The following is a 12,521-nucleotide window of genomic DNA, read 5'->3' as shown; positions in this document are numbered from 1 at the left end:
AATCCCGCCAACTTGCTATCATCGCAGCACTTTTCTAAAAGGGATTCCCCATGACTTTTTCCATGTACGACGCCTCGGTGCCCGTTTTCAAGCAGATCCTGACCAGCCTGTCGGCCATCATCGACAAGGCCGAAGCCCACGCCACCGACAAGAAGATCGAACCGGCAGCGCTGCTGCAGGCGCGCCTGTATCCGGACATGTTCCCTTTCCTGCGCCAGGTCCAGGTGGCGGCCGACTTCGCCAAGGGCTGCTGCGCCCGCCTGGCTGGCGTGGACGTGCCGCGCTATGAAGATACCGAGCAAACCTTTGCCGAACTGAAAGACCGTATCGCCAAGACGCTCGATTTCATCAACGGCCTGCCGCAGGACGGCATCGAAGCGAGCGCCCAGCGCGACATCAGCACCAGCAGCGGCGCCAACGCCAAGCACTTCAAGGGCCAGGTCTACCTGGCGCACTACGCGCTGCCGCACTTCTATTTCCACGCAACGACCGCGTACGCGATCCTGCGCCACAACGGCGTGGAAGTGGGCAAGAAGGACTTCATCGGCGCGTTCTGAGCCGCCGCACTATCTATATAGTAAGGGGAGCCGCGCGGCTCCCCTGCCCGGCCGCTGCCGCGCCTTCGGTCGATCAGGTATTGCGGCGCGGGTAACCTTGCGCCAGGATGCGCACCCACACCACTTCCTTTTCGGCGTCGCTCATCGACACCCAGTGCGCCACTTCCACTACGCTGCGTCCGCAGCCGCGGCAAATTTCATCGAAGGTGGTCGAGCAGACCGCGACACAGGGCGTGTCCGGCCGTTCAGGCAGCTTCACGCCGCCCTCATTTGGCGGGGCCGACATCGAGCGCGTCCCAGCCGTCATGGCCGAGTTTTTCCAGGGTTTCAATATTCTTTTCGAAGATCTCGGACGCTTCCGGGAAAGCCTCGACCGCGCGTTCGATGCTGTCTTCGCGCAGCAGATGCAGGATCGGGTACGGCGCGCGGTTGGTGAAGTTGCCGATATCGTTGATATCGGTGTCCGCGAACTGGTATTGCGGATGGAAACTGGCGACCTGCAATTCGCCGTCGAGCTGCATGTCTTCCAGCGCGGCATCGGCCACATCGAGGAATTCGTTGTAGTCCAGGAAATCATTGAGCACAAAAGGATGGATCAGCAAGGTGGTGTCCACTTTTTCGGGATCGGTGTCGGACAACAGCTGCAATTCGTTCATCAGGGTTTCGAGCAGGGCTTCCGGCGTGGTAGCGCTGGACACCACGTAGCGCACCTGTTTTTTGACATGAACAGCCTTGGCGAAGGGGCACAAATTGAGGCCGATGACGGCTTTTTCCAGCCATTGTTGAGTGGCAGCAATGATCTGGTCATCGTCGGCGTTCAGGTTCGGGGTGTTCATGGTGATGCTTTCACTGAAAGAAAAAGAAAGTGCGTGGCGCGCACTGCGCCAAAATGCGCCGTGCAAAAAGCAAATTGTACGCACTCTTTGCGCCGCCTCATAGGCTCACCCGCGTGCCGGTGTACTTTAAAACCCGGCCACCGGCCCGCCGCCCTCCCCGGCGGCGGCCCGCTTTTGGTATTGTTTCCCGGCGTAGCGCGCTCCCTCCCGGGCAGCCCGCGCAGCGCTCTCCGGCTCATCTTTGCCATAGGAGAAAATCATGCATACCCCCCGGGAGTATCCGCAGCGAGCGCGTCCATACACTGATAGCATCCTGGCATTTTTCAGGCATACTCCCGGCAATTGGTATTTTCGGTTGCAACAATATTGGTCGAAAGTATTGTCAAAATATTTGCCCCGCACACAGTTATTTGACTTGACTCAAACGAGAAGTGGTACGTACACTCCCACCTTATCTATTCGTCTGTCCGGCAGTTTTCGGACCCAACAATGGAACGCTATGCAAAAAACGACACGCAATACCACTTCACTTGCAGTCCTCGTTCTGATGCTGGCGCCAGCGCTCAGCCACGCCGTCGACACCGTCTCGACCAACGTCGCGCCGCTCGCCCCGACTGTCAAGCCCGCACCGGCCCCGCTCCAGCCATTCCCCGCCGTCAAGGCCGATGAATACAAGGAAGTCGATGTCTGGGGCCGTATCCGCACCGGCTACGCCATTCCCGATATCGACAACGAGCTTGTTAGCAAGCACGTCAAGTGGTACAGCACCCGTCCCGACTATATTGCGCGCACCTCGGCGCGCGCCTCGCGCTATCTGTTCCACGTGGTCCAGGAACTCGAAAAGCGCAATATGCCGACCGAGCTGGCCTTGCTGCCGATTATCGAATCTGCCTTCAATCCGCAAGCGTATTCCAAGGCCAACGCCGCCGGCATGTGGCAGTTCGTGCCCGGCACGGGCAAGGATTTCAACCTCAAGCAAAACATGTTCAAGGACGAGCGGCGCGGCGTGCTGGCCTCGACAGATGCGGCGCTGACCTACCTGCAGCGGCTGTACAGCATGTTCGGCGACTGGCCGCTGGCCCTGGCCGCCTACAACTGGGGCGAAGGCAATGTCCAGCGCGCCATCAAGAAGAACCAGGCCCTCGGCAAGCCGACCGACTACGAAAGCCTGTACGAGCACATGCCCGCCGAAACGCGCGAATACGTGCCGAAGCTGCAGGCGGTCAAGAACATCATCGCCAACCCGGCCCAGTACCACGTGTCGCTGCCGGTGATCGACAATTCGCCCTACTTCACCGCGATCGACAAGACCAGCGACATCGACCTGACCATCGCCGCCCAGCTGGCCGAACTGTCGGTCGAGGAATTCAAGGCGCTCAATCCGCAGTTCAACCGTCCGGTCATCACCGGCGGCGAGCAGACCAAAATTCTGTTGCCACAGGAAAATGCGGAAAAATTCCACCTGAACCTGGCGCAATGGGGCCGTTCGCTGTCGACCTGGACCACGCACAAGATCACCGGCGCCAAGGACAGCATCGCCTCGCTGGCCTCGCGCTTCGGCACCACCCCGGAAGTGATTCGCCAAGCTAACAATATTCCGGCGTCCACCCGCCTGAAAGCCGGCTCCACCATCCTGGTGCCGAAAATCTCGACCTCGGTGCAGAGCGACATCGCCGAGCACGTCGTCGACAACGCGGTGATGGCCTTCGAAGCCGAACGCGCCGGCCGCCGTGGCGGCCGTGCCGAAAAGCAGACCAACGCCCAGCGCCTCAAGGGCAAGGTCGCGGAGCTGAAAACCCGCGTGTCCGCACGCAATGCCAAAGCGGCAGCCAACGAGTCGTCGCGCTACAAGCGGCGCGGCGGCTGATGGCGGGCGGCGGGTGCGTCGATCGCATCCGCCGTTTCCGGATCGACTGTCACTTATCTACCAAGACTCCTTCAGTAAATCCAGCGCTTGCATACACACTATTCGGATTTACCTATACAAGTACAGTGAAACTACTGTATAGTGTTGTTTGTGCGCTGCAATACGTTTCTCGCAATCAGACTGAAGCGATGGCCCTTGGCAGTAACAAAGAAGTAAAACTAGCAGCTTCGCAAGCCTAGGCGTATCCCCCGGATACCCTCAATAAAGCCCTCCCGCCTTGTGTGTCGCACCTGACACCGTCCCGGCGCAAAGCTTTTGTGCCGAAATTTCTTTCATCCTGAGTCATTTCGTTGTGTTGGTTGGCGTTGCTATTTTGCGCTCGGAGCAGTTGCTCGGGCGCTGATCTATACCGAAAGAAAAGAACATAATGAGTTTTGAAGCATTAGGCCTCCACGCGTCTATCGTAAAAGCAGTAACCGATGCCGGTTACACCGTGCCGACCCCAGTCCAGGAGCAAGCTGTTCCTGCCGCCATCAGCGGCCGCGACCTGCTGGTATCGTCGCAGACCGGTTCCGGCAAGACCGCCGCATTCATGCTGCCCGCCCTCCACAAATTCGCCGTTGCCGAGCAATCGCAGGCGTCCAAGAACGCCGCCCAGGAAGCGCAGAATGCGCGTGCCCGCGGCGAGCGTCCACGTTTCAAAGCGGCCCAGCCGAAAATGCTGGTACTGACCCCGACCCGCGAACTGGCCCTGCAAGTGACCAGCGCGACCGAAAAATACGGCACCCAGATCCGCCGTATCAAGGCCGTATCGATCCTGGGCGGCATGCCTTATCCTAAGCAGATGCAACTGCTGGCGCGCAATCCGGAAATCCTGGTGGCGACCCCCGGCCGTCTGATCGACCACATGGAATCGGGCAAGATCGATTTCTCGGAACTCGAAATCCTGGTGCTGGACGAAGCCGACCGCATGCTGGACATGGGCTTCATCGACGATATCGAAAAAATCATCGCCGCCACCCCTGCCAACCGCCAGACGATGCTGTTCTCGGCCACGCTCGACGGCATGGTCGGCAATATGGCGCGCCGCATCACGACCGACCCGATGACCATCCAGATCACCGGTTCGGCCACCAAGCACGAAAACATCGTGCAGCGCGTGCACTTTGTCGACGACCTGTCGCACAAGAATCGCCTGCTCGACCATCTGCTGCGCGACGAAACGCTGGACCAGGCCGTTGTGTTCACCGCCACCAAGCGTGACGCCGACACCATCGCCGACCGCCTGAACATCGCCGGTTTCTCGGCCGCCGCACTGCATGGCGACATGCACCAGGGCGCCCGTAACCGTACCCTGGACGGCCTGCGCCGCGGCCAGGTGCGCGTGCTGGTCGCGACCGACGTTGCAGCCCGTGGTATCGATGTCCCGAACATCACCCACGTGTTCAACTACGACCTGCCGAAGTTCCCTGAAGACTATGTGCACCGTATCGGCCGTACCGGCCGCGCCGGCCGCAATGGCCTGGCGATCTCGCTGGTAAACCATGCCGAAGGCATGAACGTCAAGCGCATCGAGCGCTTCACCAAGCAGCTCATTCCGGTCAACGTGATCGAAGGCTTCGAGCCGAAGAAAACCGCGTCGGCGCCACGTTCGGCAGCCCGTCCAGGCAGCTGGAAACCAGGCGACAACCGCGGCGGCGCCAAGCCGGGCCAGCGTACGTTCAGCAAACCGGGCGCTCCGCGCAAGGAAGGCGCGACAAGCGGCGGCTACAAGGGTTCGAACCCGCGTCCGGCTTCCGAGCGCACCCGCAGCTCGTACGGCGACCGTTAATCGTTCGCTGTAAGGACTGACCAAGGAACGGCTGCTTCGGCGGCCGTTTTTTTTCGTCAAGCGCCGTCAGTTACTTCAACCACCGTTCAAGCACCGTTCAAGCACCGCTCAACCACCGTTCAACCACCGCTCAACCGCCGCTCAACCGCCGCTCAACCGCCGCTCAACCACCGCTCAACCACCGTCGTTCCCGCCTGCGCGGGAACGACGGTGGCGGATGTCCTGTACCGCTACAACGCGCAGGTGCGGAATCCGCAAAAGATATCGTCGCGCTCCGGCTTGAAGAAATTGCGGAAGCGCGCCGAGGCAAAGCGCGAGGGCGTTGCGAACGAGGCGCCGCGCAGCACCTGGTGCGTCATGAACCACGGCGCCGAATACTCGCGGTAGCGGTCCGCCACGAAGCCCGGATACGGTTCGAACGCGCTGCTGGTCCACTCCCACAGCTGGCCCCAGCCAAAACCGGCCTGCCCCGACAGCGCCGCGTATTCCCACTCCGCTTCACCCGGCAAACGCCGTCCGGCCCACGCGCAATACGCCTGCGCCTCGAACAGGCATACATGGCGCACCGCTTCGGACGGCGCCAGCGTCGACAGGCGCCCGAAGCGCATGGTGCGCCACTGGTCGCCATCGCGCTGCCAGTAGCGCGGCGACGAGCGCTCCTGGCGCATCAGCCACGCGCTGCCGGCCGCACTCCAGTACTGGCGGTTCTGGTAGCCGCCATCGGCCACAAAATCGGCAAACTGCGCGTTCGTCACCAGGCCCGCATCGATGCGGAACGGGGCCACGTACACCGGGTGCGCCTCGCGCTCGTTGTCGAACACGAAGCCGCCATCCTGGGCGCGGCCCAGCACCAGCGTCCCGCCCGGATAGGCAATCTCGGACGATGGTCCGCCCCAGGCGCCGGCCCGCAGCAGCTGCTCCGGCACCGGCACGCCCAGGGTCTGCAAGGTGTACAGATAGGCCTCGCCATGCATGTCTTCGTGCGCCAGCGCCAGCCGGTAGGGATACAATGCCTGGTCGACGCCAGCCTCGCGCGAGAGCTTGTCGAGCGTGCGGTCGAGCACCTCGTGGCAGTAGGTCTTGAGCGCGCCGGGGCTGGGCAGATCGAGCGTCCAGCGCGAGCGGTGCGGCACCGTGTTCGAATCGAACCAGTCGTCGCCGCGCGTGAGCAGCGAGTGGCGCTGGGCGTCGGCCGGGTGGCTCGACGTCGCCTCGCGCAGGATGAACCACTCGGCAAACCACGCCGTGTGCCCTAGCTCCCACAGCGGCGGATTGATGGTCGCAAGATGCGGCACGCGCGCCAGGCTGTCGTAGCCCATGGCGGCGAAGCAGTCGAACAGGGCGAGCGTATAATGTCGGGCACTCTGGAGCGCCTCGGCCAGTTGTTGCGGCCTGGCGTGCCGGAAGGATGCGGTGATCGATGCGGTCGTTGGGTTCATGGCGTCGATTGTAACGACTTTTTCAAAGGCAGCGCTGCGTGAAGAAACAGCTACTGATCGTCAGTCCCGCATCGGCGAAGGAAAACAATGGCAACTGGCAGACCGCCAGCCGCTGGGCGCACTTCCTGCGTGCGCGCTACCGGGTCGCCATCGCCCCCGGATGGCAGCCCCAGGACGGCGCGCCCGACCTGCTGATCGCCCTGCACGCGCGCCGCTCGGCCGGCCCGCTGGCGGCGTTCACCGAGGCGTTTCCCGACCGGCCCTCGGTGCTGGTGCTGACCGGGACCGACCTGTATCGCGACATCGCCACGTCCATCGAGGCCCAGGCCTCGCTGCGGCACGCGCGCGCGCTGGTGCTGCTGCAAGGCGCCGGCCTGGCCCTGCTTCCTGCCGCCGTACGCGGCAAGGCGCGCGTGATCTACCAGTCGGCGCCGGCGCTGGCGCCACAGCGCCACGCAGCGCGGCGGCGCCATGCCGACATCTGCATGATCGGCCATCTGCGCCAGGAAAAAGACCCCTTGACCTTCATGCGCGCCAGCGCCCTGGTCACCAGCCCGGCGGCGCGCCTGCTGCACATCGGCGGCGCGCTCGATGCGGACCTGGGCGAGGCGGCCCAGGCCACCGCCGCCGCCAACCCGCGCTACCGCTGGCTGGGCAACCTGGCGCACGCCGAGGCGCGCCAGCGCCTCAAACGCTGCCACGCGATGGCGATCGCCTCGCACATGGAGGGCGGCGCCAACGTCATCATCGAAGCCGTCACCAGCGCGGTGCCGGTGCTGGCCAGCGACATCAGCGGCAACCGCGGCATGCTGGGCGAGGACTATGCGGGCTATTTCGCTCCCGGCGACGCGCCCGCGCTGGCGCGCCTGATCGACCGCTGCATCATCGACCCGCCCTTCCACGCGCTGCTGCGGCGCCAGTGCGATGCGCGCGCCGCCTTGTTCGCCCCGGAGCGCGAGCGTGCCAGCGTGCTCGACTTGGTGGATAATCTGGTCTGACCTGCCTTTTACCGAAACGGAAACCACCATGAGCACAGCCCCGGATACCCCCATCAAACTCACCGCGTTTTCGCATGGCGGCGGCTGCGGCTGCAAGATCGCGCCCGGCGTGCTGTCCGAGATCCTGAAGAACTCGGGCGGCTTCCCGCTACCGAAGGAACTGATGGTCGGCATCGAGACCGCCGACGACGCCGCCGTCTACAAGCTCAATGACGAGCAGGCGCTGATCGCCACCACCGACTTTTTCATGCCGATCGTCGACGATCCCTTCGATTTCGGCCGCATCGCCGCCACCAACGCGATCTCCGACGTGTACGCGATGGGCGGCACGCCGATCATGGCGCTGGCGCTGGTCGGCATGCCGATCAATAAACTGCCGCTGGAGACGATCGGCGAGATCATTCGCGGCGGCCAGACCATGTGCGCCGAAGCGGGCATACCGATCGCCGGCGGCCACACCATCGACTCGGTCGAGCCGATCTACGGCCTGGTGGTACTGGGCCTCGTGCATCCGTCCAGGGTCAAGCGCAATGCCGACGCGCGCGCCGGCGACGTGCTCATTCTCGGCAAACCGCTGGGCGTGGGCGTGCTCTCGGCGGCGCTCAAGAAGGACGTGCTGGGAGCGGACGGCTACGCCGCCATGATCGCCAATACCACCAAGCTGAACAAACCGGGCAAGGCCCTCTCGGAGATGGACGGCGTGCACGCGCTGACCGACGTCACCGGTTTCGGCCTCCTGGGCCACCTGCTGGAACTGGCGCGCGGCGCGCAGCTGACGGCGCAGCTGACCATGTCGCAGATTCCGCTGCTGCCGGGCGTGGAACAGCTGGCGCACGATGGCTACTTTACCGGCGCCTCGGGCCGCAACTGGGACGCCTACGGCAAGGACGTGACGCTCTCGCCGGGCATCAGCGCGGCCCAGCACAATCTGCTGACCGACCCGCAAACCTCGGGCGGGCTGCTGGTGTCGTGCGATCCGGACAGCGTGGACGAGGTGCTGGCGCTGTTCGCGCGCGAAGGCTTCGAGAGCGCCGCCGTGATCGGCGAGATGAAAGCAGGCGCGGCGCGCGTACAGGTCGCAGCCTGAACACGCGCTGGACTCCCTGCCATGCCGCAGAGAGTCCAGCGATGTAGCGGCAAATACAACATTGGCGCGTATATTTACGGAAAGGTGCGAGCCTGCGCATGCGGGGCGGGTATGATCGGATCTCGGGTTCAAACACGGTATCCCTCAGGAGAACATGATGGCCTATGTCGATGGTTTTGTCCTTCCCCTCCCCACCAGCAATATCGAGAACTACCGCGCCGTCGCGGCAACCTGCGGCGCCATCTGGCGCGAGCACGGCGCGCTGCATTACTGCGAATGCATCGCCGACGATGTCAAGCCCGGCAAGCTGACGTCCTTCCCCCAGAGCGTCAACCTGCAGCCTGACGAAACCGTCGTGTTTTCCTGGATCGTGTACGAGTCGCGCGCCCACCGCGACGAAGTCAACGACAAGGTCATGAAAGACCCGCGCATGACCGACTTCATGAAGGCCGAGAACATGCCCTTCGACGGCAAGCGCATGATCTACGGCGGTTTCGACATGTTCCTCGACGTCTGACGTACCCGCCCAAAAATAAATGTGATGGTTGTCTTCCTTTAACCGGCGCGCTGCGTCGGTGCCGGCTTGCTGGTGTTGCATTTCAACGCTTGACAAGCCGGCGCGGCCTGACGTACAGTGAACTCATGTCTTCCTCCCTGCATCTGTCGTCTTTCCCCCTGCTCGCTGGCGCGCTATCGCTAGCGACGCTACTAGCTGCACGCGCGTAATCCACCCGCAGTGCGCCGTCCGGCTCCCCGCCGGCGAGTTGTAAAACCCCAGGAAAGCTCGACCCATGTTTGCATCCGTCTCCCTCATTGAATTGCTACTGCTAAAGCTACCGATCGGTTGCCTGGCCTAGCGTACCCGTGGCCGCCCGGCAGCCTGTCGCCACACCGCCGCCCGGCCCTTATCCGCTTTCGCCAAACAGGAGTACCCCATGATGTTGCAGAATCCGTCGTCCAAATACCGCGCCTTCCCTCCAGTCAATTTGTCCGCCCGCCAGTGGCCGGATAAGGCCATCACGCGCCCGCCGATCTGGATGAGCACCGACCTGCGCGACGGCAACCAGGCCCTGATCGAGCCGATGAGCCCGGAGAAAAAACTGCGCTTCTTCGAGATGCTGGTCAAGATCGGCCTCAAGGAAATCGAAGTCGGTTTTCCATCGGCCTCGCAGACCGACTTCGATTTCGTGCGCAAGCTGATCGACGAAGACCGGATTCCCGAGGACGTGACCATCATCGTCCTGACCCAGTCGCGCGAAGAACTGATCCGCCGCACGGTGGAGTCCGCCGTCGGCGCGCGGCGCGCCATCGTGCACCTGTATAACTCGGTGGCGCCGGTGTTCCGCAAGGTCGTGTTCGGCATGACGCGCGAGCAGATTACCGAGATCGCCACCAGCGGCACCAAACTGGTCAAGGAGCTGGTCAAGCAGCATCCCCAGACCGACTGGGGCTTCGAATACACGCCGGAATCGTTTTCGACGACGGAACTGGATTTTTCCAAGCATATCTGCGATGCCGTCAGCGACATCTGGCAGCCGACCCCGCACAACAAGATGATCGTCAACCTGCCCTCCACCGTCGAGTGCAGCACGCCGAATGTGTACGCGGACCAGATCGAATGGATGTCGCGCAAGCTGGCGCGGCGCGATGCGCTGATCATCAGCGTGCATCCGCACAACGACCGCGGGACGGCGGTGGCCTCGGCCGAGCTGGCCATCATGGCGGGCGCCGACCGGGTCGAAGGCTGTTTGTTCGGCAACGGCGAGCGCACCGGCAATGTCGACCTGGTCACCCTGGCGATGAATCTGTACACCCAGGGCGTGCATCCGGGCCTGGATTTTTCCGATATCGATGCCGTGCGCCATGTGGTGGAAGAGTGCAACCAGTTGCCGGTCCATCCGCGCCATCCGTATGCGGGCGACCTGGTGTTTACTGCGTTTTCCGGTTCGCACCAGGATGCGATCAAAAAAGGCTTTGCCCAGCAGCAGCCGAATACCTTGTGGGAAATCCCGTACCTGCCGATCGACCCGGCCGATCTGGGGCGCAATTACGACGCCGTGATCCGGGTTAACAGCCAGTCCGGCAAGGGCGGCATGGCCTATCTGCTGGAACAGGAATTCGGCCTGAGCCTGCCGCGCCGCCTGCAGATCGAATTCAGCCGCGCGGTCCAGGCGGTGGCCGACGCCAGCGGACGCGAGATCGCGGCCAAGGAAATCCATGCGATCTTTTGCAGCGAGTATTTCGACCAGACCAGCCCGTACGCCTACAGCGCGCACAAGATGGTGGAAGACAGCAGCAGCGACGAGCCGGTGCAGATCGACATCACCCTGGCGCACCGCCAGGCCAGCATGCGCCTGCAAGGTGGCGGGAACGGGCCGATCGATGCCTTCGTCAACGCGCTCGGACTCGACATCAAGCTGATGGATTACCACGAACATGCCATCGGCTCGGGCGCCAATGCCAAGGCGGCGTGCTACGTGGAATTGCGCCTGGCAAACGGTCCGACCATGTTCGGGGCCGGGATCGACAGCAATATCGTGACAGCCTCGTTCAAGGCGGTGCTCAGCGCCGTGAACCGGCAGCTGGTGCGGGCCGAAAACGACGTGGCGGTAACCGGCTAAGCCGGCGCCGGCTTGCGGCGCGTCCCCGCACGTTGAGGCGGGGACACGCGCCAGTTCAGATGAACTTGGTCTTCTTCAGGTATTTTTCCACATCGCGATAACTGTCGTCGCTGCCGGCATAACGGACCAGATTGCGCGCCGTTTTCAGCCATTCCACCGTCGACGGCTGCATCGCATCGAGGGCGTACGCGATATCGCCCGGCCCGATCGGCCGCTCCGGATTGCCGGCCAGGATATCGTGAATCGCGCTTTCCTTGGCCAGGTCGATCACGCCATCGATGTCGGCCCCCGAGAAATGCGGCGTCGCCGCCACCAGCGCATCGACATCGACGCCTTCCACCGGCACGTCGCGCAGCTTGATATTGATGATGTGCTTGCGCGCCTCGGCATCCGGCGGCGGCACGAACAGCTGGCGCGCAAAGCGGCCGGTGCGCTTCATGGCCTGGTCCACATCCCACGGCATATTGGTCGCCGCCAGGAACAGCACGTCGCGGTTGTCGCGCTCGAAACCGTCGAGCTGCGACAGGAACTCGTTCACGATAGTGCGGCTATGCTCGCTCTGCGCCTTGGAGCGCGAAAACGCCAGTGCATCGAGCTCGTCGAAAAACAGCACGCAGGGCTTTTGCGCGCGCGCCTTTTCGAACAGCTGCGCCAGGTTGCGTTCGCTTTCCCCCATCCACATATTCAACACTTCGCTGATGCCGACCGACACGAACGAGGCATTGCATTCGTTGGCAATGGCGCGCGCGATCATGGTCTTGCCGCAGCCTGGCGGACCGTACAGCAAGATCCCGCCGCCCCCCTGCTTCTTGAATTTGGCAAACAGCGAAGGCCGCAAGAACGGTTCGATGATGTGCAGGCGCAGCATCTTCTTCAAGTCTTCCATGCCGCCCACGTCGGCAAAGCGGACCGCGTCCGGCGCCTGCGGCTTGAGCGGCACCACATTGGCGGGCTGCCCTACCAGCGACAGCGCCGGACCGGAGGCCGGACGCGCACTCTGCTGCAACTGTTCGAGCGCCGGCACCGGCACGAAGCCATCCTGCTGGCGCGCGCGGCCGTAGGCGGCCAGCGCATCGCTATTGCGTTCCAGCGCCAGCAGCGCCTGCGCCTTGCCGCTCGACGCCGCCGCGCCCGGCGACTGCCGTTCGGCCAGTTCGAACTGCACCAGCGCGGCGCCGGCATCGTGCTGGTCGAGCAGCAGGCGGGCATAGGCGAGCCGGTTGGCGGTGTTGAAGGGATCGCTTACCAGCGCGGCTTCATATTGTTCACGCGACATTGTCATGGT

Annotated in this window: 11 protein-coding genes; 7 read left to right on the top strand and 4 right to left on the bottom strand. The window is 63.3% G+C overall.

Annotated features, from left to right (window positions below; translation table 11 throughout):
* The first annotated feature begins 50 nt into the window (after positions 1 to 50).
* Complete coding sequence (locus EJB06_RS05455; protein ID WP_126073009.1) at positions 51 to 557, top strand: DUF1993 domain-containing protein; 507 nt, start codon at positions 51 to 53, stop codon at positions 555 to 557.
* Between the two features lie 73 nt (positions 558 to 630).
* Here EJB06_RS05455 and EJB06_RS05450 read toward each other — a convergent pair whose 3' ends face one another.
* On the bottom strand, positions 631 to 843 hold the full coding sequence (locus tag EJB06_RS05450; RefSeq protein WP_126073008.1) for a DUF1289 domain-containing protein: 213 nt from the start codon (positions 841 to 843) through the stop codon (positions 631 to 633).
* A complete protein-coding gene (locus tag EJB06_RS05445) occupies positions 824 to 1,393 on the bottom strand; it encodes a DUF1415 domain-containing protein (RefSeq protein ID WP_126073007.1) in 570 nt (189 codons plus the stop codon). The genes EJB06_RS05450 and EJB06_RS05445 overlap by 20 nt, the downstream gene beginning before the upstream one ends.
* A gap of 499 nt (positions 1,394 to 1,892) precedes the next feature.
* Between EJB06_RS05445 and EJB06_RS05440 the strand changes: the two genes are divergently transcribed.
* Together EJB06_RS05440 and EJB06_RS05435 are read left to right on the top strand one after the other, a co-directional pair.
* Positions 1,893 to 3,260 carry a transglycosylase SLT domain-containing protein gene (locus EJB06_RS05440; protein WP_126073006.1) on the top strand — a complete coding sequence of 456 codons (1,368 nt, stop codon included), beginning with the start codon at positions 1,893 to 1,895 and terminating at the stop codon, positions 3,258 to 3,260.
* A gap of 427 nt (positions 3,261 to 3,687) precedes the next feature.
* Complete coding sequence (locus tag EJB06_RS05435) at positions 3,688 to 5,091, top strand: DEAD/DEAH box helicase (protein ID WP_126073005.1); 1,404 nt, start codon at positions 3,688 to 3,690, stop codon at positions 5,089 to 5,091.
* Positions 5,092 to 5,321: 230 nt separating this feature from the next.
* On the opposite strand, the gene senA is transcribed toward EJB06_RS05435, so the two are convergent.
* Positions 5,322 to 6,530 (bottom strand): selenoneine synthase SenA, encoded by a 1,209-nt coding sequence (senA, locus tag EJB06_RS05430; protein WP_229426947.1) that lies wholly within the window; start codon positions 6,528 to 6,530, stop codon positions 5,322 to 5,324.
* Positions 6,531 to 6,568: 38 nt separating this feature from the next.
* Between senA and senB the strand changes: the two genes are divergently transcribed.
* The 4 genes from senB (at position 6,569) to leuA (ending at position 11,236) form a co-directional block, all read left to right on the top strand.
* Entirely contained in the window at positions 6,569 to 7,528 is a 960-nt protein-coding gene (gene senB, locus EJB06_RS05425; protein ID WP_126073004.1) for a selenoneine biosynthesis selenosugar synthase SenB, read from the top strand.
* Between the two features lie 28 nt (positions 7,529 to 7,556).
* Entirely contained in the window at positions 7,557 to 8,615 is a 1,059-nt protein-coding gene (gene selD, locus EJB06_RS05420) for a selenide, water dikinase SelD (RefSeq protein ID WP_126073003.1), read from the top strand.
* 154 nt (positions 8,616 to 8,769) lie between these two features.
* On the top strand, positions 8,770 to 9,132 hold the full coding sequence (locus tag EJB06_RS05415) for a DUF1428 domain-containing protein (RefSeq protein ID WP_126073002.1): 363 nt from the start codon (positions 8,770 to 8,772) through the stop codon (positions 9,130 to 9,132).
* A 418-nt stretch (positions 9,133 to 9,550) separates the two neighbouring features.
* Positions 9,551 to 11,236: a 2-isopropylmalate synthase gene (gene leuA / locus EJB06_RS05410; protein WP_126073001.1), complete on the top strand. Its 1,686-nt coding sequence runs from the start codon at positions 9,551 to 9,553 to the stop codon at positions 11,234 to 11,236.
* Positions 11,237 to 11,291: 55 nt separating this feature from the next.
* Here the strand turns inward: leuA and EJB06_RS05405 are convergent, their stop codons facing one another.
* A complete protein-coding gene (locus EJB06_RS05405) occupies positions 11,292 to 12,518 on the bottom strand; it encodes an ATP-binding protein (RefSeq protein ID WP_126073000.1) in 1,227 nt (408 codons plus the stop codon).
* Positions 12,519 to 12,521: the final 3 nt, after the last annotated feature.

It is taken from the genome of Massilia atriviolacea (genome assembly GCF_003953935.1).
Classification (GTDB): Bacteria; Pseudomonadota; Gammaproteobacteria; order Burkholderiales; family Burkholderiaceae_D; genus Telluria_A; species Telluria_A atriviolacea.
This window is presented reverse-complemented; position numbering and strand designations above follow the sequence as displayed.

What these genes read in the sequence shown, in the direction of transcription:
- EJB06_RS05455 (WP_126073009.1), top strand. Translation starts at nt 51, where the DNA reads ATGACTTTTTCCATGTACGACGCCTCGGTGCCCGTTTTCAAGCAGATC.
- EJB06_RS05450 (WP_126073008.1), bottom strand. Translation starts at nt 843, where the DNA reads ATGTCGGCCCCGCCAAATGAGGGCGGCGTGAAGCTGCCTGAACGGCCG.
- EJB06_RS05445 (WP_126073007.1), bottom strand. Translation starts at nt 1,393, where the DNA reads ATGAACACCCCGAACCTGAACGCCGACGATGACCAGATCATTGCTGCC.
- EJB06_RS05440 (WP_126073006.1), top strand. Translation starts at nt 1,893, where the DNA reads ATGCAAAAAACGACACGCAATACCACTTCACTTGCAGTCCTCGTTCTG.
- EJB06_RS05435 (WP_126073005.1), top strand. Translation starts at nt 3,688, where the DNA reads ATGAGTTTTGAAGCATTAGGCCTCCACGCGTCTATCGTAAAAGCAGTA.
- senA (WP_229426947.1), bottom strand. Translation starts at nt 6,530, where the DNA reads ATGAACCCAACGACCGCATCGATCACCGCATCCTTCCGGCACGCCAGG.
- selD (WP_126073003.1), top strand. Translation starts at nt 7,557, where the DNA reads ATGAGCACAGCCCCGGATACCCCCATCAAACTCACCGCGTTTTCGCAT.
- EJB06_RS05415 (WP_126073002.1), top strand. Translation starts at nt 8,770, where the DNA reads ATGATGGCCTATGTCGATGGTTTTGTCCTTCCCCTCCCCACCAGCAAT.
- leuA (WP_126073001.1), top strand. Translation starts at nt 9,551, where the DNA reads ATGATGTTGCAGAATCCGTCGTCCAAATACCGCGCCTTCCCTCCAGTC.
- EJB06_RS05405 (WP_126073000.1), bottom strand. Translation starts at nt 12,518, where the DNA reads ATGACAATGTCGCGTGAACAATATGAAGCCGCGCTGGTAAGCGATCCC.